This is a genomic window from Rhodococcus sp. G6(2025), from assembly GCF_058628105.1.
Genome location: NZ_CP179750.1, coordinates 2,757,880 through 2,781,622 on the forward strand (window position 1 = coordinate 2,757,880; position 23,743 = coordinate 2,781,622).

A 23,743-nucleotide genomic window follows, 5' to 3' on the forward strand; every position below is an offset into this window, starting at 1 on the left:
GATGTGGTACGCCAACCGGTTCGATCCCGAATCGGCCGAGTACAACATCCCGTTGGCGTTGCGGCTCACCGGCGCACTGGACGCCGACGCGCTGCGTTCGGCGATCGCCGACGTCGTCGCCCGGCACGAATCGCTGCGCACGGTGTACCCGGATTCCGTCGACGGCCCCTACCAGGTCGTCCTGTCCGCATCCGACACGAAGTCCGGGCTCGACGTCGTCCGCGTGGCCGACGAGCAGGAACTGCGGGAGCGGGTCGTCGCGCTGGCATCGGCCGGCTTCGACGTCACCGCCGACGTCCCGGTGCGCGCCGCCCTGTTCGAACTCGGGGAACGCGACCACGTCCTCGTCGTCGTCGTCCACCACATCTCGGCGGACGGCTCGTCGATGGCCCCGCTCGCGCGGGACCTGTTCGGCGCCTACGGCGCTCGCGTGCAGGGGGAGGAGCCCAGCTTCTCGCCGCTGCCCGTGCAGTACCCGGACTTCGCCCTGTGGCAGCGGAATCTCCTCGGCTCCGAGGACGACCCGGAGTCGCTCGCGGGCAAGCAGATCGCGTACTGGACGCACGCGCTCGGCGATGCACCGGAGGTTCTCGACCTCCCCGCCGACCGGCCGCGCCCGGCCGTCCGCAACCCGCAGGGCGGTCTGATCGAGTTCGAGATCGGGCAGGACGTGCACCGGTCGCTGAACGAACTCGCACAGACCCACCAGGCGTCGCTGTTCATGGTGGTGCACACCGCACTCGCCGTGCTGTTGGGGCGACTGAGCAACACCAGCGACATCTCCGTCAGCACCCCTGTCGCGGGCCGCGGTGACCGCGCGCTCGACGATCTCGTCGGTATGTTCGTCAACACGCTCGTGCTGCGCACCGATGTGGACCAGAACGCCCGTTTCAGCACGCTGCTCACGCAGGCACGCGAGGTCGATCTGAATGCATTCGGCAACGCCGACGTGCCGTTCGAGCAGATCGTCGAGGTGCTCCGTCCGTCGCGCACCGCCGCGTACGCGCCTCTCGCGCAGGTGATGCTGAGCTTCCAGAACCTGGAACGGCCGAAGCTCGAGCTCGCCGGGCTGACCGTCGAGGTCCTCGAGAGCGGACTCACCACGAGCAAGACCGATCTCGGCGTCGCCGTCGAGGAGCGGTTCGACGCGGGATCCGTCGCGAACGGCATGCGAGGCTGGTTCTCCTATGCCACCGATCTGTTCGACGAGTCGACGGTCCGCGGTTTCGCCGATCGCTTCGTTCGCGTGCTCGAGGCCGTCACGGCCGACGCGGACGCCGTCGTCGGTGACATCGACATCCTAACCGAGGACGAGAAGGCCGGTCTGGCCGTGCCGGACGAGGGGGCGCAGTCCCTGATGTCGCACTCGATCTCGGAGGAGTTGACGGCCACCAAGTCGCTGCCCGAACTCCTCGACGGCGCGGCGTCGATCAACCCGGACGGAATCGCGCTGTCGCACAACGGCACCGATGTCACGTACGCGCAGTTGCGGGACAAGTCCGCGGAACTCGCGCGCACGCTCGCCGGTGTGGGCGTGGGCCCGGAGGCCGCGGTGACGGTGGCCCTGTCCACCCTGCTGCCCGGACTGCTCGACGGCTCGTCGGGCGAAGGATTCGCGGACACGTTCGCCGGTGTCCTCGCCGGCGTGATCGCGGACGCCACCGCAGCCGGTACCGCGGCAGGCACGGACGAAAGCCGCACCCTCGTCGACCTGTTCGACGAGCAGGTGGCGCGGACGCCGGACGCGGTGGCCCTGGTGTCCGGCGACGAGACGCTGACCTATGCCGAGTTCGACGATCGCGTCAATCGACTCGCGCGAAGCCTGATCGAGATGGGTGTCGGGCCGGAGGTGAGGGTCGCTCTCGCGATTCGGCGATCGATCGACTCGATGGTCGCGATGTACGCCATCGTGAAGGCGGGTGGCGCCTATGTTCCGCTCGACCCCGACCATCCGGCCGACCGCACGTCCTACGTTCTGGACAGCGCCTCGCCGCTCTGTGTCCTGACGGTTGCGCGAGATGCTCTCACCCTGCCCGACGGATACCGCGTGGTGGAGATCGACCAGCTTCCTGTCGACGCTTCGGCCGCGCCGGTGCGCGACGAGGAGCGCCGGGGGGCCCTTCGGCCGTCGAACCCTGCCTACGTCATCTACACGTCCGGTTCGACGGGACGGCCGAAGGGCGTCGCGGTCAGCCACGCGGCGGTCCTGAACCAGATCTCGTGGATCGTCGACGAGTACGGGCTCGGCGCACACGATGTCGTGCTGCAGAAGACTCCGGCGACATTCGATGTGTCGATCTGGGAGTTGTTCGCGACGCTCGTCTCGGGTGCTCGTCTGGTGATTGCGTCACCCGACGGTCACGGTGATCCCGAGTATCTCGCGGCGTTGATTGCGCGTGAGGGCGTCACCGCAACGTCGTTCGTGCCGTCGATGCTGTCGGTGTTCGTCGGCGAAGCCGATCGACACGACCTGCTCAGCCTTCGAGTGGTGCTCGTCGCGGGCGAGGCATTTCCGCCGGCGACCGCCGAGGCGTTCCGCGGATTGTCGGATGCCGAATTGCACAACCTCTACGGTCCGACGGAATTCACCGTGCACGCGACCGCCGGGCACGTCGACCCGGACGTTCGCGGCACCGTGCCCATCGGAAGTGCGGTGTGGAACACCGATCTCCACGTCTTGGATTCGCGTCTTCGTCCGGTGCCGGTCGGGGTCCCCGGCGAGCTGTATCTCGCGGGCACCCAGTTGGCGCGCGGCTACGTCGGACGTAGCGATCTGACCTCCGACCGGTTCGTCGCCAACCCGTTCGGCGGCGCCGGGCAGAGAATGTACCGAACGGGCGACGTCGTTCGACGTCGCGCCGACGGGAACCTCGAGTACCTCGGACGCAGCGACTTCCAGGTCAAGTTGCGTGGCCTGCGGATCGAGCTCGGCGAGGTCGAGGCTGCGTTGTTGTCGCATCCGTCGTTGGCGCAGGCCGCGGTCACGATCCATCGAAGCGACGCGACCGGCGAAAATCTCGTGGGTTACGTGGTTCCGCGGTCCGGCGCCCAGATCGACACGAAGTCGGTGCAGGACGCAGCGGCGCAGCTCCTGCCCGCGTACATGGTGCCCGCCCGCATCGTCGTCCTGGACAGCTTCCCTCTCGGTGCCAGCGGGAAGCTGGATCGAAAGGCATTGCCCGAGCCCGAGTTCACCACCGTCGCGGTGGAGTACGTACCCCCTCGTACGCCGGTCGAGACGATCGTGGCGAGGGTCTTCGAAGAGGTGCTCGGCGCCGATCGAGTCGGGTCCACCGACTCGTTCTTCGACCTCGGTGGCAACTCCATCAGCGCGACGAGGCTCACGGCCCGGCTCAGGGTCGCGCTCGGTGCGCACCTGTCGGTACGGGAGTGTTTCGAAAATCCGACGGTCGCGGAACTCGCGGAGCTGCTCGAGGCGACCGCGAGTACCGGCGAACAGCGTCCCGCGCTCGTCGCCCGTCCGCGGCCCGACCGCATCCCGCTGTCGCTGGCTCAGCAGCGGATGTGGTTCGTCAACCAGTTCGATCCGTCCTCCCCGGCGTACAACCTGCCGCTGGCGGTGCGGTTGACCGGCTCGATCGACCCGGCGGCGCTGAATGCGGCGTGGGCGGACGTCGTCGAGCGGCACGAGTCGCTGCGGACGGTCTTCCCGGTCGGCGACGAGGACGCGCACCAGCTCGTGCTGCCCGCAGCCGACGTGGTGTCCGATCTGACCCCGACCCCGGTCGCCGACGAGCAGGACCTGTACGCGCGGTTGCGTGAACTCGGCGCCACCGGATTCGACGTCACCGAGACGGTGCCGGTGCGGGTCGCCTGCTTCGAGGTGAACCCCACCGACCACATCCTGATGATGGTCGTGCACCACATCTCGGCCGACGGTGCGTCGCTGGCGCCCCTCTTCACCGACATCATGACCGCCTACGCGGCGCGTTCCGCCGGCAGCGCTCCCGGGTGGGAACCGCTGCCCGTCCAGTACGCCGATTACGCGTTGTGGCAGCGTGAGTCGCTCGGTGACGAGTCCGACCCCGAATCGCTGGTCTCCCGCCAGCTCGGCTACTGGCAGCAGGCGCTCGGCGGGCTCCCCGAGGTGCTCGAGTTGCCGACCGACCGGCCCCGGCCGCCGGTGCAGTCGCTGCGCGGCGCGTCGGCACGGTTCACGATCGACGCGCAGACCCACCGTGGGCTGCTCGCGATCGCCCAGGAAACGAACTCGACCCTCTTCATGGTCGTGCACGCCGCGCTCGCGGTCCTGCTCGAGCGGCTGTCTTCGCAGACGGACGTCGCGATCGGCACGCCGGTCGCCGGCCGCGGCGAGCAGGAACTGGACAGGCTCGTGGGCATGTTCGTCAACACCCTCGTGCTCCGCGCGTCGGTGCGTCCCGACGACACCTTCGCCGACCTGCTGGCACAGGTGCGCGCCACCGATCTGAATGCGTTCAGCCACAGCGACGTTCCGTTCGAGCGTCTCGTCGAGGTACTCGACGTCCCACGGTCGACGGCGCACCAGCCGCTGTTCCAGGTGGCGTTGTCGTTCGACAACAACGAATCGGTTCGGATGGAGTTCCCGGGTCTCGAGATCTCGGCGCTCGACGCCCCACTCGAGGTCGCCAAATTCGACCTCCAGCTCAGCGTCGGCGAGCGCTACGTCGACGGGGCCGCCGCGGGTATCGCCGCGACGTTCAACTACTCGACCGACATCTTCGACGAGCAGACCGTTCTGAGCTTCGCGGACCGGTTCGGCCGGATCCTCCATGCCGTGTCGGCCGACCGTGACGTGGTCCTCGGCGACATCGAGATCCTCGACGCCGCGGAGAAGGCCGCGATCGCCCCGGTCCGCGGACCGCAGTCGATCGAGCCGCGCACACTGCCCGAACTGCTGCGTTCGGGTGTCGAGATCGCCCCGGAGTCGGTCGCGGTGACCTTCGAGGGACGCGAGGTCACGTACGAGCAACTCGACGAGCGGTCGAATCAGCTGGCGCGCGTCCTGATCGATCGGGGCGTGGGGCCGGAGACCTATGTCGCCCTGGCGATCACGCGTTCCGTCGAATCCATCCTCGGGATCTGGTCGATCGCCAAGGCCGGCGGCGCATACCTGCCCGTCGACCCGAAGCTGCCGTTCGAGCGGATCGGCGAGATGCTGTCCGATTCGGAGGCGGTCCTCGGACTGACGGTCGCCCGCCATCACGACGACCTTCCCGGCACGGTGCCGTGGATCGTCCTCGATGAGACCGCGGCTGCCGAGGAGATCGGTGCCCGCAGTGCGGACGCGGTGGAGGACGCGGATCTGCGCCGCGCGCTGACGGTCGACCACCCGGCGTATCTCATCTACACCTCGGGTTCGACGGGTAAGCCGAAGGGCGTCGTGGTCACCCACCGCGGTCTGGCGAACCTCACCCGCGAGGTGCGCGAGCACTACGTCGTGTCACCGGACTCCCGTTTCCTGCACGTGGCGTCACCGAGCTTCGACACGTCGGTCGGGGAGATGCTCGCCGCGTTCAGCGCGGGCGCCACCCTGGTGATCTCGCCCGCGGACGTCTACGGCGGCGACGAACTCGCCGACCTGATCCGCCGCGAACGGGTCAACAACGTGGTCATGACACCGACGGCGCTGATGACCGTCGACCCCGACGGCCTCGACTCCGTCACGTCCGTCGTGGTCGGCGGCGACACCTGCACACCGGAACTCGTGGCGCGGTGGGCTCCCGGCCGCGAGATGCGCAACGCGTACGGACCCACCGAGACCACGGTCATCGTCACCATCACCGAACCGATGGTGGCGGGCGAGCGCGTGACGATCGGTTCGCCGCTGCGTGGCGTCGAATCGCTCATCCTCGACTCGCGGTTGCGTCCGGTGCCGGAGGGCGTTCCCGGCGAGCTCTACATCTGCGGCCCGTCGGTGACCCGCGGCTACCACAACCGTCCGTCGGTCACGGCGGAGCGGTTCGTCGCCAACCCGTTCGGTGAACCCGGCGCGCGCATGTACCGCACCGGCGACGTCGTGCGCTGGGCGGACGGACACCGGGTGGAGTACGTCGGCCGGTCCGACTTCCAGGTGAAGGTCCGCGGGTTCCGCGTCGAACTCGGGGAGATCGACGCCGCACTCGCCGCGCAGTCGAACGTCGAGTTCGCGGTGACCGTGGGTCGCGAGAACCCGGCCGGGCTGACGACCCTCGTGTCGTACGTCCTGCCCGCCGACGGCGCGACGGTCGATCCGGAATCGCTGAAGTCGGTTGTCGGCGAGACGCTTCCGCCGTACATGGTGCCGTCCGTCGTGATCCTCCTCGACGAGATCCCGCTGACAGGCATCGGCAAGCTGGATCGCGCGCGGCTGCCCGAGCCGGAGTTCGTCACCGCGGGCGCGGAGTTCCGTGCCCCGACGACGCCGGCGGAAGAGACGATCGCAGGCATCTTCGCCGACGTGCTCGGACTCGAGCAGGTCAGCGTGGACGACAGCTTCTTCGACCTCGGCGGAAACTCGCTGAGCGCCACCCGTGTCGTGTCGCGCGCCGGACAGGTCTTCGGTCGTCGCATCGGAGTGCGGGAACTGTTCGAGGCGCCGACGGTCGCGGGCCTCGCCGCCCGCATCGGCACCCCCGACGAGAACGTCCGACCGCGGCCCGTCCTCGCGCCGCGGGAGAGATCTGCCTTCGTCCCGTTGTCGCTGGCACAGTCCCGGATGTGGTTCATCAACCGCTTCGACCCGGACTCGCCCGCCTACAACATTCCGCTCGCGGTCCGATTGACCGGTGCGCTGGACGTGGACGCGCTGCAGTCCGCGGTGCTCGACGTGCTCGACCGGCACGAGTCGCTGCGCACGATCTACCCGGACTCGCCGGAGGGCCCGCGTCAGGTGATCCTCCCCGCCGACCAGGTCCGGCTGGACCTGACGCCCGCTGCGGTGTCGGACGACGAACTGCGCGAGCAGTTGGTGGAGATGGTCACCGCCGGATTCGACGTCACCGCCGACGTTCCGCCGATCCGGACGCGACTGTTCGAGGTCGGCCCGCAGGACTACGTGCTGGCACTCGTCGTGCACCACGTGTCCACCGACGGCGAATCCACTGCGCCGTTCGTGCGCGACGTCATGGTGGCGTACGCGTCGCGGGCGGCAGGCCGGGAACCCGGCTTCGCGCCGCTCCCGGTGCAGTACGCGGATTACGCGATCTGGCAGCGTGAACTCCTCGGCAGTGAGGACGACCCCGACAGCCTGATCGCCGCCCAGCTGGCCTTCTGGAAGAAGACGCTGGCCGGCGTGCCCGACCTCCTCGAGCTGCCGGTGGACCGGCCGCGACCGCCCGTGCAGTCCCTGCGCGGGTCGCGGATCGACTTCACCATCGACGCCGAGGTGCACCGCGGTCTGGCAGCGCTGGCCCGCAGGCACAACGCCAGCGTGTTCATGGCCGTGCACGCCGCGTTCGCGGTGCTGCTCAGCCGGTTGTCCGGCGCCGAGGACATCTCGGTGGGCACCCCGATCGCAGGCCGCGGCGAGCGCGAACTCGACGACGTCGTCGGCATGTTCGTCAACACCCTCGCACTGCGGGTGCAGGTCGACGGGCAGCAGACGTTCGACGAGATCCTCGATCGTGCCCGGGAGGCCGACCTCGAGGCGTTCTCGCACGCCGACGTCCCGTTCGAGCGCCTGGTCGAGGTCCTGAACCCGGCACGCTCGATGGCCCACCATCCGATCTTCCAGGTGGGCTACTCGTTCCAGAACACGACGAAGGCCGAGCTGGAACTGCCCGACCTCACCGTCACACCGCTCGAGGTCGAGGGCGACACCGCCCAGTTCGACCTCCATCTGATCCTGGGCGACAGCCCCGAGGGTGAGCAGATGTCGGGCGTGTTCACGTTCGCCACCGACCTGTTCGACGCCGCCACCGTCAAGCGTTTCGCGGACATGTTCCGCCGCGTCCTGGCCGCCGCGGTGGATTCGCCGCGGACCGCGGTCGGCGACCTGGCGCTCGCGAGCAGCGACGAGCGCGCGCTCGTGGTGTCCGGATGGAACGACACCGAGCGGGCCCTGCCGGAGACGACGCTCGCGGACATGTTCGCGAGCGTCGCCGCGGAGAACCCGGACGTCACTGCTCTCGTGTTCGAGGGCGAGTCGCTGACGTACGCCGACTTCTCGGCGAGGGTCAACCGGTTGGCCCGGCATCTCGTCGGCCGCGGGGTCGGCCCGGAAACCGTGGTCGGCCTGGCGATTCCGCGTTCGGTGGAACTGCTGGTCGGCATGTACGCGATCGCCGCGGCCGGCGGTGCGTACCTGCCGATCGACCCGGACCATCCGGCCGAGCGCACCGCGTACGTGCTCGAGAGTGCGCAACCCGTCTGCGTCCTGGCGACCCGCGCCGTCGTCGGGGGACTGCCGGGCGAGGTCGACTACCTCCTTCTCGACGAACTGGATCTGGGCGGAATCGACCCGTCCCCGCTCACCGACTCGGAGCGGATCGCGCCGCTGCGGCCGGAGAACGCCGCGTACGTGATCTACACGTCCGGCTCGACCGGCCGCCCGAAGGGTGTGGCGATCGCGCACCGAGCGATCGCCAACCAGTTGCGGTGGAAGCAGTCGGAATACCCGCTCACCGCCGAGGATTCGGTGCTGCTCAAGACGGCGGCGACGTTCGACCTGTCGGTGTGGGAGTTCTGGTGGGCGCTGACCGCGGGCGCACGTCTGGTCGTCGCCACACCGGACGGCCACCGCGACCCGTCGTACCTGGCCGCACTCGTTGCGGAGCAGCAGGTCTCGACCGTCCACTTCGTGCCTTCGCTGCTGTCGGCGTTCGTCGCGGTGGCAGAACCGGCCCAGCTGGTGTCGTTGACACGTGTGCTCTGCATCGGTGAGGCACTGCCTGCCGACACGATGCTCCGCTTCCGCGACGTCTCCGACGCGGAGATCTTCAACCTGTACGGCCCCACCGAGGCCGCCGTCAGCGTCACCCACTACCGGTGCGGCGACGAGCGCGACGGTTCGGTGCCGATCGGCAGGCCTGAATGGAACACGCAGACGTACGTTCTCGATTCGCGTCTGCACCCCGTTCCCGCCGGCGTCACGGGTGAGCTCTATCTCGCGGGCGAGCAGTTGGCGCGCGGCTACTTCGGCCGCCACGACCTCACTGCGGAACGGTTCGTCGCCAATCCGTTCGGCGACGCCGGACAGCGCATGTACCGCACCGGTGACCTGGTGCGGTGGAACCGCGACGGTAATCTCGACTACGTCGGCCGGAGCGACTTCCAGGTCAAGGTCCGCGGTTTCCGGATCGAACTCGGCGAGATCGAGCGGGCGCTCGTGGCGCACCCGTCGGTGGCGCAGGCCGTCGTCGTGGTCCACCACGACCGTCACACCGGGGACCGGCTCGTCGGCTACGTGGTGCCGGAGCAGGGCGTCTCCGTCGACGACGCGGACGTTCTCACGTTCGCCGGCCGGTCGGTGCCGGGATACATGGTGCCGTCCGCGCTGATCGCCCTCGACGCGCTGCCGCTGAACATCAACGGCAAGCTCGATCGCAAGGCGCTCCCCGAACCCGAGTTCGGTGGCGCCGTGGACCACTACAAGGCTCCGCGTACGCCCGTCGAGGAGATCGTCGCGGGAGTCTTCGCGGACGTGCTCGGTCACGAGCGGGTCAGCGTGGACACGAGCTTCTTCGACCTCGGCGGCAACTCGCTGGTCGCGACACGCGTGGTCGCCCGCGTCAACGCCGCGCTCGACACGTCGATCGGTGTGCGCGAACTGTTCGAGGCTCCGACGGTGATCGCGCTGTCGGCTCGCGCCGAGCAGTCCGATTCGGCGGGCGCGAGCCGCCCGGCCCTGGTGCCGCAACCGCGTCCGGCCCGGATTCCGCTGTCCCCGGCGCAGTCCCGCATGTGGTTCATCAACCAGTTCGACACGGCGTCGGCGGCTTACAACATTCCGCTGGCGATCAGGCTGACCGGCCACCTCGACGTCTCGGCGCTCGAGCAGGCACTCGGCGACGTCGTCGAACGGCACGAGACGCTGCGCACGACGTATCCCGACACCGGAGACGGTCCGGGCCAGGTCGTGTTGTCGCGGACCCGGAGCTTCACCTCGCTGGACGTGGAGAATGTCGCCGACGAGAACACCCTGCGTGAGCGCGTGATCTCCCTCGTCACCGCTGGTTTCGACGTCGCGAAGGCCGTCCCGGTCCGCGCGCGTCTCCTGCGGATCGACGCCGAGCAGCATGTGCTGGTCATCGTGGTCCACCACATCTCCTCCGACGGTGCCTCGACGGCACCGCTGGCGCGCGACGTGGTGATCGCCTACAGCGCGCGCGCCGCCGGGTCCGAACCTGCCTGGGCTCCTCTCGACGTCCAGTACGCGGACTTCTCGCTCTGGCAGCACGAGTTGCTCGGCGACGAGAACGCGTCGGATTCACTGGCCACCAAGCAGATCGACTACTGGCGGACCACGCTCAGCGGTCTGCCGGACGTGCTGCCGTTGCCGACGGACCGGCCGCGGCCGCCCGCGCAGTCGATGCGCGGCGCGAACTTCGACTTCGAGATCGACGCGGAACTACGCGACCGGCTCGGGGCGCTGGCGCGTGAGCACAACGCGTCGCTGTTCATGGTCGCGCACGCGGCACTGTCGGTGCTGCTCGCTCGGTTGAGCGCCACGGACGACATCGCGGTGGGTACGGCGATCGAGGGTCGTGGCGAGGCCGCGCTCGACGACCTCGTGGGCATGTTCGTCAACACGCTGGTGTTGCGGGCCCAGGTCGACGTCGACGCGACGTTCGCCGACCTCCTCGCGCAGGTGCGTCAGCACGACCTCGGTGCGTTCACGCACACCGATGTGCCGTTCGAGCGGCTGGTCGAGATCCTCCAGCCGGAACGCTCCACGGCGTTCTCGCCGCTCTTCCAGGTAGCACTCGCTTTCCAGAACATCGAGCAGGCGCACCTGGAGCTGCCCGGTCTGACGGTCGAGGGACTCGACGGTGGGATCAGCGCCGCGAAGTTCGATCTGCAGCTCACGCTCGCGGACGCAGCCGGCGCGGACGGGGCCGCGCCGATGCGGGGCGTCTTCACCTACGCGACGGATCTGTTCGACGAACGCACGATCGCGTCGTTCGCGTTCCGTTTCCAGCGCATCCTCGAGGCGATTACTGCCGACGCCTCCGTGCTGATCGGGGACATCGACGTCCTGAGCGAGAACGAGCACGCGGTGCTGGCACCCGTGCGCGGCGCCGACAGCGCCGCACCCGAGCTCCTGTCGAGCATCCTGGCCACCGCCGCAGCGGTCGACCCCGATGCCGTCGCCGTCGTGTGCGGCGACGAACAGGTCACCTACCGTGATCTGGACCAGCGCTCGAACCGTCTCGCCCGCGTCCTGATCGGCAGGGGCATCGGGGCCGACGACTTCGTCGCACTGGCGCTGACGCGTTCCGTCGAATCGATCCTCTCCATCTGGGCGGTCGCGAAGACCGGCGCCGCATTCGTGCCCGTCGATCCGAGCTACCCGTTCGACCGGATCCTGCACATGGTCACGGACTCCCGCGTGGAGGTCGGTCTCACCACCGGCGCCCACGTCGGCGAGCTGCCCGACACCGTGCGCTGGCTGGTGCTCGGTGAGGACGAGATGGACGGCGACTGTGCGTCCGTGTCGTCCGAGGCCGTCACCGACGCCGACCGCATCCGTCCGACCCGGGTCGACGACGCGGCGTACGTCATCTACACGTCGGGGTCGACGGGTCTGCCCAAGGGCGTCGTCGTCACCCACACCGGGCTGGCGAACGTCACGACCGAGCAGGTCGAGCGACTCCGCCTCACTCCGCAGTCGCGGGTGCTGCACTTCGCCTCGCCGAGCTTCGACGCGTCCGTGTTCGAACTGCTGCACGCCGTGGCCGCCGCGTCGACGATGGTCATCGCGTCCGGCGTCGTCTACGGCGGCGACGAACTCGCCCGGTTGCTGAAGAAGCAGAAGGTCACGCACGCATTCATCACGCCCGCGGCTCTGACCACGGTCGACCCGGCCGGGTTGGACGGCATCGAGGTGCTGTCGGTTGCCGGCGAGGCCTGCCCGCCGGAACTCATGCAGAAGTGGGCGCCGGGCCGGCGCATGTTCAACCTGTACGGGCCGTCCGAGGCGACGATCTGGAGCACGTCGAGCAACCCGATGAAGGCGGATCTGCCCGTCACCATCGGTGGTCCCACCCGGGGCGTCGACGTGGTCGTGCTCGACTCCCGGCTCACGCCCGTCCCGGTGGGGGTCGCGGGTGAGCTGTACGTGGCGGGTCCGAGCGTGGCACGCGGCTATCACAACCGGTTCGCCCTGACGGCGGAGCGTTTCGTCGCGAACCCGTTCGGCGGTCCCGGTGAGCGGCTCTACCGCACCGGCGACGTCGTCCGCTGGGTGCACGACGGGGAGACCGGCGACCTCGTCCTCGACTACGTCGGCAGGTCCGACTTCCAGGTGAAGGTCCGTGGGTTCCGCATCGAACTCGGTGAGATCGACGCCGAACTCGGCAGCCACCCGAGCGTGGACTTCGCGGTCACGCTGGGCCATCACCGCGAGCAGACCGGTCAGACCGTGCTGGTGTCGTACGTGATGCCCGCTGTCGGCGCGTCGATCGACGTCGCGGAACTGTCGGCGTTCGTGTCCGAGACCCTGCCCGGGTACATGGTGCCGTCGTCGATCATGGCGATCGACTCTGTGCCGCTGACGCCCGCCGGAAAGCTCGACCGCAAGGCGCTTCCCGAGCCGCAGTTCGTGTCGGCTGCCAGTGAGTACTGCGCGCCGTCGACGCCGATGGAGAAGGCCATCGCCGACGTCTTCGCGCAGGTGCTCGGTGTGGACCGCGTCAGCGTCGACGACTCGTTCTTCGCCCTCGGCGGCGACAGCATCGTGTCCATTCAGCTGACGACCCGCGCGAAGAACGCCGGGGTGCTGTTCACGGCTCGGGACGTCTTCGAGCGCAAGACCGTCTCGGCGCTGGCCGACGTGGCCGCGTGGGCCACCGACGTCGAGTCGGTGAAGCTCGAGGAGCTGCCGGGCGGCGGCGTCGGATCGATTCCGCTCACGCCCATCGCGCACTGGTTGGTGGAGACGGCAGGGACCTTCGAGAAGTTCTCGCAGGCGGTTCTGCTGACCACCCCGCCCGCGGTCACGCGGGATCAGCTGGTGGCCACGGTGGATGCTGTCCTGGAACGCCACGACATTCTCCGATCCCGGCTCACCCGGACCGGGGACGACTGGGCGTTCGAGGCTCTCCCCGCCGAAGAGGCGTTCGGTGCAGACGACCTGATCGAGCAGATCGAGTTCACCGACAAGCCGGGAACGGACGGATTCGAGAGACTGGCACGCGCGGCTCTCGACCGTGCGGCGGAGCGGCTGGATCCGGCGTCGGGCCGGATGACGCAGTTCGTGTGGTTCGCTCCCGCGGCGTCGTTGCCGGGGCAGAGCGGCCGCCTGCTGGTGCTCGCGCATCACCTCGTCGTCGACGGTGTGTCCTGGCGAGTGCTGTTGCCGGACTTCGCGACCGCGGGTTCGCAGATCACGGCGGGACAGCCGGCGCAGCTCGAACCGGTCGGCTCCTCGGTCCGTGCGTGGGCGCACGGCCTGGTCGAGGAGGCGAAGTCGCCGCACCGCGTGGCGGAACTCGACTTCTGGCGCGGGATGCTCGCGGGCACGGATCCGCTGATCGGAAAGCGTGCATTCGATCCCGCACGCGACGTGATCGCCCGGACCGACCGCCTGAGCATGACGTTCTCGACGCAGGTGACGCAGGCGCTGCTCACCACGATCCCGCAGTCCGTGAACGGCGGTGTCAACGACGGCCTCCTCGCGGCTCTCGCTCTCGCGGTCGCGCGCTGGCGTGGACTCCGCAACGGGACCGAGGATCGCTCGGTGCTGATCAACCTCGAGGGACACGGCAGGGAAGAGGCGACCGTGCCCGGTGCCGACCTCTCCCGCACGGTGGGCTGGTTCACGAGCCTGTACCCGGTGCGGCTGGACGTCTCCCGGGCCGATCTCGACGACGCGTTCGACGGCGGGACGTCGACAGGCGCGGCACTGAAGGCGGTCAAGGAACAGTTGCTTGCCGTGCCCGACAAGGGCATCGGCTACGGCCTGCTTCGCTACCTGAACGAGGAGACCGCTGCGGCGCTGGCATCGTTGCCGACTCCGCAGATCGGGTTCAACTACCTCGGTCGCGCGGGCTCGGTGGATCTGCCCGCCGAGATCCGGGATCTCGGCTGGATCCCCGACAGCGATTCGGGTGAGTTCGGCGGTGCCATGGACGACGACATGGTGGCGCCCGCGGTGCTCAGCATCAACGCGGTGACGTCGGAGACGGCGTCCGGTCCCCAGATCGAAGCCAAGATCTCGTTCGCCACCGAGATTCTCGACGAGGCGGACGTGTGGGAGCTCGCCGAACTGTGGCACGCCGCGGCGACCGCGCTGGCCGAGCACGCCTCCGGGCCGAACGGCGGCGGTCTGACACCATCCGACGTTCCGCTGGTGTCCGTGACGCAGGACGACCTCGAGGCGCTCGAGCGGCGCTACCCCGACGCCACCGACGTGTGGCCGCTCGCCCCGCTGCAGTCCGGAATGTTCTTCCATTCCGTTCTCGCCGAGGACGCGTTCGACGTCTACACCGCTCAGGTGGTGCTGGACTTCCAGGGCATCGTCGACACCGGCCGGCTCCGCGGCGCGGCGGAGGCGTTGATCGCACGTCACGCGAACCTGCGCACGGCGTTCGTCCCCGACGATTCGGGGACCGCGGTCCAGGTGGTCGTCGACCGCGTCGCACTGCCCTGGGAAGAGCTCGACCTCTCCGGTCTGTCCGGGACCGAACGCGAGGAGCAGATGAGTTCCGTTCTGAGCGAACATCGTTCGGCACGGTTCGACATGAGTCGTCCGCCCCTGATGCGGTTCCTGCTGATCCGCACGGGTGAGAACAGCTACCGGTTCTCCATCAGCAACCACCACATCCTGCTCGACGGATGGTCGATGCCGTTGCTGATGAAGGACCTGCTGGTGCTGTACGCGACCCGCGGAGACGGTTCGGTGCTGCCGCGTGTGCGCAGCTACCGCGACTTCCTCGGCTGGCTGTCCGAACGCGACACCGACGCATCGCGCAGCGCGTGGGCGCACGCACTGGCGGGACTGGACGGTCCGACCGTGCTGGCCCCGGCGCCGAGCAGCGAGGACCGACCCGAGCCGGCCGAGTTCGCGCTGCACCTCGGTGAGGTGGTCAGCGAGAACCTGGCGCGCATCGCCCGGGACCGCGGCCTGACGATGAACACGATCGTCCAGGCGGCATGGGGTCTGCTGCTGGCCCGCATGACGGCCTCGGACGACGTCGTCTTCGGCGCCACCGTCTCGGGTCGCCCGCCGGAGGTCGCCGGCATCGAGTCGATGGTGGGCCTGTTCATCAACACCATCCCGATTCGCGTGCGCATCGATCCCCGTGAGTCGCTCCTCGGACTGCTCGAGCGACTGCAGGCGGAACAGTCGACGCTGTTCGACCACCATCACATCGGTCTTCCCGAGATCCAGCAGATCGCCGGAATCGGTGGGCTGTTCGACACGTTGACGGTGTTCGAGTCGTACCCGGTGGACCGCGCAGGTCTCACCGAGGACAGCGACATCGACGGGCTCCGGGTCGCCGGAGTGCAGATCAGCGACGCCTCGCACTACCCGCTGAGCCTGCTGGCCCAGTCGGACAGCGAGGTGCAACTGGTCCTGAAGTACCTCCCGGACGTGTTCGGCGCCGACACCGTCGAGCGGCTCGGGTCCCGGCTGAACCGGATCCTGCAGACCATCGCGGCAGGCAGTTCCACGCTGGTGGGCGATCTCGATCTGCTGACCGGCGACGAACGCGAACTCGTCCTGTCCGGGTGGAACGACTCGGGGCACGACGTCACCGACGAATCCGTGGTGTCGATGTTCGGCGCCCAGGTCGCCCGCACACCGAATCGAACGGCGGTGGTGGCGGACCATGTGCGCCTCACCTACGCGGAGTTCGACGCGCGGGTGAATCGTCTGGCGCGGCACCTGATGTCGATCGGGGTGGGGCCGGACTCGGTGGTGGGCATCGCGATGCGACGCTCGCTCGACATGGTGATCAGCCTCTACGCCGTCCACGCGGCGGGCGGCGCGTACGTGCCGATCGACCCGGAGCACCCGGCGGACCGCACCTCGTACGTGGTGGACAGTGCCATGCCGACGTGTGTGCTGAGCCTGGCCGACGACATCGCGAATCTCGACGTGGACGTGCCGGTGTACCTGGTCGAGGACTTCGACCTGTCCGAGTACGCGGACGGCCCGGTCGACGATTCCGAGCGGCTCGCCGAGTTGCGCCCGGACAACCTGGCCTACGCGCTGTACACGTCGGGTTCGACGGGACGTCCGAAGGGCGTGGCGATTCCGCATTCGGCGCTGGCCAACCAGCTGGCGTGGATGCGGGACGTCTACGGCATCGGCGCGCAGGACGTGGTGCTGCAGAAGACACCGTTCACGTTCGACGCCTCTGTGTGGGAGCTGTTCCTGCCGTTGGTGGTCGGTGGCACTCTCGTGATCGCGTCGCCGGACGGTCACCGCGACCCCGACTACATGGCAGCGACCGTGGGCACGGAAGCGGTGACGGTGATCCAGTTCGTCCCGTCGGTGCTGAGCATGTTCCTCGATGCCGCGACGGCCGACCGGTGCGGTTCGCTGCGCCTGGTCTTCGCGGGCGGTGAGCCGCTGCCGCAGTCGGCGGCCGAGCGGGTCGCCGGTCTCGGTTCCGCGAAATTGGTGAACCTGTACGGCCCGACCGAGGTGACCATCAACTCGACGGCCCACGTGGTGGAGCCGTCGGGAACGACGACGATCGCACCGATCGGTTCGCCGGCCTGGAACACGCGGGCCTACGTGCTCGACGCTCATCTGAACCCGGCGCCGATCGGTGTTCCCGCTGAGCTGTACCTCGACGGCGCGCAACTCGCTCGCGGATACGTCAACAGTTCCGCGTTGAGCGCGGAACGGTTCGTCGCGAACCCGTTCGGCGATTCGGGTGCGCGAATGTACCGCACCGGCGACCTCGTCCGGTGGAACGAGAACGGCGTCCTCGAGTTCGTGGGCCGCACCGACTTCCAGGTGAAGGTGCGCGGGCTGCGTATCGAGCTCGGCGAGGTCGAGGAGGCGTTCGTCCGGTATCGCGACGTGGCGCAGGCCGCCGTGATCGTCCACAACAGCGAGGTGGGTGCGCGGCTCGTCGCCTACGTCGTGCCGAAGCCGGACGCGGTTCTCGACCCGGCGGCACTGAACGGGTTCGTCGCGGAATCGCTGCCCGAGTACATGATTCCGGATTCCGTGATGATTCTCGCCGAACTTCCGCTGGGAACCAGCGGCAAGCTCGACCGGCGCGCGCTGCCGGTGCCGGACTTCGCGTCGGCGGCCGACTTCCGGGCGCCGCGCACCGACACCGAGCGTGCACTCGCGACCGTGTTCGGCGAATTGCTCGGCCGGGAGGGCGTCGGAATCGACGATTCCTTCTTCGAGCTCGGCGGCGACAGCATCGTGTCCATCCAGCTGGTGGCGCGGGCACGTTCGGCCGGTATCCACTTCACCGCGCGAGATGTGTTCGAGCGGCGCACCGTTGCCGAGCTGGCCGCGGTGGCCGATTCGGGCGAGTCCGCGGCGGCCGCACTGCAGGAGTACGAGGGTGGTGGCGTCGGAACTGTGCCGCTCACCCCGGTCGCCCGCAAGATGGTGGAGCGCGGCGGCGACTTCGACCGGTTCGTCATGCCCTTGATGCTGACGTTGCCCGCCGGGATCGAACGCGAGCAGGTGACCGCGACGATCGCCGCCGTGGTCGACAAGCACGACGTGCTGCGATCGACTCTGGTCACGTCCGGTGTAGAGGACGCGCTCGAGATCGCACCCGCGGGCAGCGTCGACATCGACGCCACCGTGCAGCGGGTGGAAATCGCGGCCGGCGACGAGCCCGGTTCGCCGGAGTTCGACGCGGTGGCGAGTGCGGCCTTCGACGCGGCGCTGGATCGCCTCGATCCGCGCACCGGGTCGATGCTCCAGTTCGTCTGGCTCGACCCCGCCGAGTCGGATCGGCGCGGACGGCTCCTCGTGGTGCCGCACCACCTCGTCATCGACTCCGTGTCGTGGCGGATCCTGGTGCCGGACTTCGCGACCGCGGGCGCGCAGATCGCCGCCGGCACGTCGCCGTCACTCGAGCCGGTCGGAACGTCGCTGCGGCGCTGGACCGACGGTCTGCTCGAGGCGGCGGTCAAGCCGGAGCGGGTGGCCGAACTCGAGGTGTGGGAACACATGCTGACCGGCCCGGATCCGCTGCTCGGATCGCGTGAGCTGGACCTGGGAACCGATCTGGTCAGCACGCTGGAACGAACCCGGGTGGATGTTCCGGCACCGGTCACTGAGGCATTGCTGGGTGGCACGCCGGGTGCGCTCGATGGTGAGATCGGCGACGTCCTCGCGGCAGCGCTCGCGTTGGCGGTGGCCGCATGGCGGCGCGACCGCGGAGTCGAGGCTTCGTCGACGGTCGTCACCCTCGAGGGCCACGGACGTGAAGAGTCCACGGTGCCGGGCGCGGATCTGTCGCGGACGGTCGGCTGGTTCACCACGATGTACCCGGCACGTCTCGACCTCGCCGGGGTCGACATCGCCGATGCCCTCCAGGGTGGCGCGAGCGCGGCGGACGCCGTACACGCGGTGCGGGATCAGCTGAGCGCGATCCCGGACCGGGGAATCGGGTACGGGCTGCTCCGGTACCTGAACCCCGACACGTCGGCGGTCATGAGGAACTGGTCGGAACCGCAGATCGTGTTCAACTACATCGGACGCGTCAGCGCGGCCGAGGTTCCCGAGGCGGTACGCGGACTCGACTGGCTGCCCGATTTCGAATCGCCCGTCACGGGTGGATTCGAGAAGAGCGCGATGCCCGCCCAGGCCGTTCTCGACATCCAGTCGGTGATCTCGGAAACCGCAGAGGGCCTGCAGTTGTCGGCGTTCATGTCCTTCCCGCCCGGCGTCCTCTCGACGCCGGAGGTGGACCGTTTCGGGGAGTTCTGGGTGGCCGCGCTCGCCGCGCTCGTGGCTCAGGCCGAGGAGCGATCCGGGCGCTGATCTCCGCGGCCCGTGGTGGGAAGGCCCCGAGCCTTCCCACCACGTGGCCCCGTCGGTTCCCGTCGCCGCGGAGTCAGGCCCACTCGAAGGACATCTCGCCCGCGACGCCGAGGTGCTTGCACAGCTTGTGGATGCCACCGAAATCCTGGACCAGTGCGGATCGGCGGGTGTCGTGTTCGGCGTCGTCGATCATCGCCTGTCCGCCGCCCAGCTCCAGGATGTCGACGATGGTGTGCCACGTCGAGTAGTCGTTGCTGCTGAATGCCGTCATCGCGTCGACGAGCCCGTCCAGGAAGTGGTGGCGGTCGTCGGGGCTCAGCGTGTCGTAGACGACGACCGCGATGTCGTCGGCGATCGAGGCGTGACAGTACTCGTCGCGGTTGTGGAGGCGGACCGTCGCCCGGTTGACCGGCTGGATGACGTCGTTCTCGGAGATCAGGTCGAGGTAGGAGCTGATCGAGATCTCCGCCACCGTCATGAAGGCGAACGTGGTGATCGCCCGCTTCCTCGGGTCGGCGGCATCGGCAGTCGCCGCGCGTTGACGGCGCAACGTCAGGACGTCGGGAAGGGCGTTGTTCGGCATCGCCCAACCGCGTTGCCTGCGCGTGACCGCGCTCGCGTTCAGGTGCATGAGGGTGTGGTACTGCTCGTCGACCATCGCCTGGTGGACGGCCACGGCGAACGTGTCCCCGAGCCCGGTGTCCAGGGCATCGTGCGCGACGAGGTCGAACCCAGGATTGACCACGTACTGCTCGATGTCCATGACGTTCTTGTTGAAAGCGATCCAGGCCCAGGCCCGAAGCTGGTTCCGTTGCTCCTCGCGCATGCCGAGGAACCGATCGTGATCGGCGAAGGGCAGCAACTCGTTCGGGTAGTCCTGCTTGTCGAGATCGAACAGCGCGTCGAGGTCCGGTTCCGGCTTCTTCACGGTCGCCCGCTGTCCCCAGTTCCGGGCGAGCCGGGACACGACGGCGCTCTCCACCGGATCCGCCGGGTCGTACTCCGGGAGCGAGGGAGTCTTCTGGGGCGTCATGGCGAATCTCCGTTCCTGTCCCACGACTGCGGCTGCCTGCGAACGAGATCGGTGAAGAGGTCGGCGCACAGCCGGGCGAGGGGTTCGCTCCGGTCGCCGAGCGCCGACGTCGAGCGGGACATGAGCGAGGCGAAATCGTCCTCCGAGCCCCGCTCGACGGTTTCCGTGAGAGTGGTCAGCGCCGCGGCGAGCGCGCGGCGGGCCTCGCCCGCAAACGGATTGCCCGCCTGGATGTCCCGGTAGACCTCCGGGACACCTCCGCCGACCCGCGCGAGGAGTGCGAGCGACACGAGATGGGGAGGGGTCCCCACCGCGGTGAGTTCGGCGCCGTCGACACCGAGGTCCGCGAGCGCGAGGCCGAACGCGAGGACGCCGGCGTGGGTCAGTGCCTGGGTCGCTGCCGTGAGCCGGTCGTGGTGTTCGGCGTCCAGGCGGACCACCGACGACCCCCAGCCGGACAGCACCGACAGGAACCATTCGACCTCATCGCTGTCCCGGTAGGTCACCGCCGCGACGGGGCGGCCCTCCGGTCCGAGGGAAGGCGCGAACATCGGGTTGATGCCCACCGCGCCGTTGCGCAACGCGCTGTCACGCAGGGCGGCGTCGAATCGGGACTTCACGGACAGTGTGTCGACCAGCAGGGCGTGTTCGGGTAGCTCCGCGACGACGAACGGAATCGCCTCCAGCGCGACGCTTTCGGGGATCGCGAGGATCACCGCATCGGCGGCGTGCACCACCGCCCGCAGCTCCGGCGACGGGTCGGTGACGTCCCCCTTCACCTGATCCGGGTCGGACCGGTCGGTGAAGCGGATGTCGATGGTGCGCACCGTGTTTCCGTCGGCACGCAGCCGAGCCGCCATCATCCGGCCGACATCGCCGGAGCCGCCGATCAGCGCGACGGTCCGGGTGGATGCGGCCGGGACGTTCACGGCCCGATCTCGTTCGGCCGGTCTGCCGTCACGGTCAGTGCTCGCAACATGGTGGCGGCCTTGACCATCGCCTCGTCGAATTCCTCCTCCGGGTCGGAGAGGGCGGTGATCGCGCCGCCGATGCCGAACGTCACCTCGGTGTCCGTGGCGACGATCGTGCGGATGACGATCGACAGGTCGGCCGTCCCCGTCAGTGAGAAGTAGCCGATCGACCCGGAATACACACCGCGCGGCCCGGACTCGAGCCGGTCGATGATCTCCATGGTCCGGATCTTCGGGGCGCCCGTCATCGATCCGCCCGGGAAGGCGGCGCGAACGCACTCGACGACGGAGGCATCCGCGCTGAGGGTCCCGCGCACGGTCGACACGAGTTGATGCACGGCCGCGTACGTCTCGACGTCGAAGAGCTTGGGAACGTGCACCGATCCGGGAACGCACACCCGGGCCAGATCGTTGCGGGTCAGATCGACGATCATCAGGTTCTCGGCGCGGTCCTTCTCGCTGTCGAGCAGGTCCTGCCGCAGCGCCGCGTCCTTGGCGGGGGTCGCGCCGCGCGGCCGCGTCCCCTTGATGGGTTTGGACTCCACCACCCGGTCCGCGCCGATCCTGAGGAACCGTTCGGGGGAGGCGCTGAGAACGGACAGTCCGGCGAACTGGAGGTACGCGCTGTACGGGGTGGGGCTGATGGAGCGCAGCAACTCGAACGTGTGCAGGGGATCGATCGACTGGTCCACCGTCGCCATGTTGGTCAGGCACACCTCGTAGGACTCGCCGGTCCGGATCTCGCCGAGCGAGGTCGCGATGTGTTCGAGGTACTTGTCGTGCTCGTGGCGCAGGGCGAGCTCGGCGGACTCCGGCTTCCGGATCGGCGACACTGCGGTCGGCGGGTTGTCCGGCTCGGCCAGCCGATGCAGCGCCACCTCCATCTCGTCGAGCCAGCGGCGCAACTCCGGATCGTCCTGGTGATCGCTCAGGCACAGCGCGTAGGTGCGCTCGCCGGAATGGTCGATGACGACGGCGCGGTCCGCGAACACCAGCGCGGCGTCCGGGGTGGGCGACTTGTGGGCCGCCGTGCCGCCGGTCTCGGCCTTCAGTTCGTAGCCGAGGTACCCCACGTAGCCGAGGCCGAACGGCACACCCGGGAGGCCGGGCACCGACCGGGCCTGCAGTTGCCGCTCGAGGTAGTCGAAGAACGGTGCATGTACCTGTTCGACCGGCAACCCCTCGCGAGTGATCCGGACGATCGCTTCGCTGACGTCGTACGTGATGTATTCGGCGCGTGGGCCGGAGCAATTGCCCATGATGGTGAACCGCGAATTCGGTTCCGATGCCGACGTCCCGTCCAGCCAGAACGCGTTGGGCCCGGACGCGAAGAGATCCTCGAATGTGGTGCGGGGATCGACTTCGTGGTCGACGCGCACCTGCTGGACCACGTACGGCGCGTGGGGAATCGGGATTCTGAGCATGGAACCGTGCGTGGGTGTCCCGGAATGCGTCTGCGTGAGATCGCGGAAGTTCGCGAGCAGTTCGTGACCGAAGGCGGTGCTGATCGACTCGGGGTGGAACTGGACGCCCCACAGCGGACGAGTGCGGTGACGGACACCCATCAGCAGGCCGTCGGCGGTCCAGGCGGTGACCTCGAGGTCGTCGGGGAGATCCTCGACGATCAGCGAGTGGTAGCGGACCGTCGGAAACGGTGACGGAATGCCCGCGAAGAGTTCGGAACCGTTGTGTTCGACGAGGGACACCCGGCCGTGCATCGGTTCGGGTGCGAGAACCACACTGCCCCCGAACAGCTGGCACAGCCCCTGATGGCCGAGGCACACGCCGAGGACGGGGAGTGCGGTCTCCGTGATGACGCGCGCACTGATGCCGAAGTCCCGTTGCCGCTCCGGGCGTCCGGGGCCGGGGGAGATGACGATGTTGTCGAAGTCGGACCAGGGGATCGAATCCCACTCCACATCGTTGTGCACGACCGTGGGGGGTTCACCGTTCACCTCGGCCAGGAGGGTGAATAGGTTGTAGGTGAAGGAATCGTAGTTGTCGACCAGGAGCGTCCGGGTACTCATCACGACTCGACATTCGCAGAGGGCACGGAACTGTGACGAACGTGGTGGTTGTCACGGTGGTCGTGGTGTCCGTTGTGGTAGAGCCCCTCGTCGGCGGGCTCCGCGTTGATCACGAGGTCCTCGAGCCTGCAGGTCTCGGCGATGAGAAGGTCGTAGAGCGAGTCGAAGAACTCCGGGGACAGTGAGTGGCTGTCCGCGTACTGTCGCGCCCGTTCGTGGACGATGTGGATCCGGCCGGGCTGCATCATGGCGATGTGCTCGCGTCGCTTCAGTTCGCCGATGCGCAGGCACACCTCCAAGCGCTGCCGGACCGCGTCGAGAAGGGTCGCGTCGACTGCGTCGAGTTCCGCGCGCAGACCGTCGAGTGCCTGCTGCGCCGAGGCGTCAGAATGCTCTCCGGAATCGTCGCCGGTCCGCTGTCCTACGGAGAAGTACATAATCGCCCCACTCACTCGATCGGCAGTAGCTTTCTCTTCCCGACTATCGTGTGTCGTTGGTGGTTCGTTTCCATGAGCCTCCCGGATGGCCGGGAGGACCGTGTTCGATCGGCCGAATACGAACCAGGTGGGTTATCACCCCCAGAGTCTCGATCTCG

At 68.6% G+C, this 23,743-nt stretch carries 5 protein-coding genes (1 of these 5 cut by a window edge); 1 reads left to right on the plus strand and 4 read right to left on the minus strand.

Features of this window, described 5'->3' with window-relative positions; translation table 11 throughout:
* Nucleotides 1-19,117, plus strand: partial view of a non-ribosomal peptide synthase/polyketide synthase gene (locus tag ACLIVD_RS12460; RefSeq protein WP_491932546.1) — the 3' portion only. It extends 14,612 nt beyond the left edge of the window; 19,117 of the gene's 33,729 nt are visible here — the last part of the coding sequence; its start codon lies beyond the left edge, outside the window; it ends in the stop codon at nucleotides 19,115-19,117.
* Between the two features lie 73 nt (nucleotides 19,118-19,190).
* On the opposite strand, the gene ACLIVD_RS12465 is transcribed toward ACLIVD_RS12460, so the two are convergent.
* The 4 genes from ACLIVD_RS12465 to ACLIVD_RS12480 are packed head-to-tail and all read right to left on the minus strand — an operon-like array spanning nucleotide 19,191 to nucleotide 23,585.
* On the minus strand, nucleotides 19,191-20,150 hold the full coding sequence (locus tag ACLIVD_RS12465; RefSeq protein ID WP_283332961.1) for an AurF N-oxygenase family protein: 960 nt from the start codon (nucleotides 20,148-20,150) through the stop codon (nucleotides 19,191-19,193).
* The gene (locus tag ACLIVD_RS12470) at nucleotides 20,147-21,079 is read right to left on the minus strand and encodes a prephenate dehydrogenase/arogenate dehydrogenase family protein (protein WP_491932547.1); all 933 of its coding nucleotides are present in this window, start codon (nucleotides 21,077-21,079) and stop codon (nucleotides 20,147-20,149) included. Before ACLIVD_RS12470 ends, ACLIVD_RS12465 begins: the two co-directional genes overlap by 4 nt.
* Nucleotides 21,076-23,148, minus strand: a complete 2,073-nt coding sequence (pabB, locus tag ACLIVD_RS12475) for an aminodeoxychorismate synthase component I (RefSeq protein WP_283332963.1) — start codon at nucleotides 23,146-23,148, stop codon at nucleotides 21,076-21,078. Before pabB ends, ACLIVD_RS12470 begins: the two co-directional genes overlap by 4 nt.
* Nucleotides 23,148-23,585: a chorismate mutase family protein gene (locus tag ACLIVD_RS12480; protein ID WP_491932548.1), complete on the minus strand. Its 438-nt coding sequence runs from the start codon at nucleotides 23,583-23,585 to the stop codon at nucleotides 23,148-23,150. The genes pabB and ACLIVD_RS12480 overlap by 1 nt, the downstream gene beginning before the upstream one ends.
* Between the last annotated feature and the right edge of the window lie 158 nt (nucleotides 23,586-23,743).

Excerpts from the sequence above, each read along its gene's own strand:
- ACLIVD_RS12465 (WP_283332961.1), bottom strand. The coding sequence starts at position 20,150 with ATGACGCCCCAGAAGACTCCCTCGCTCCCGGAGTACGACCCGGCGGAT.
- pabB (WP_283332963.1), bottom strand. The coding sequence starts at position 23,148 with ATGAGTACCCGGACGCTCCTGGTCGACAACTACGATTCCTTCACCTAC.
- ACLIVD_RS12480 (WP_491932548.1), bottom strand. The coding sequence starts at position 23,585 with ATGTACTTCTCCGTAGGACAGCGGACCGGCGACGATTCCGGAGAGCAT.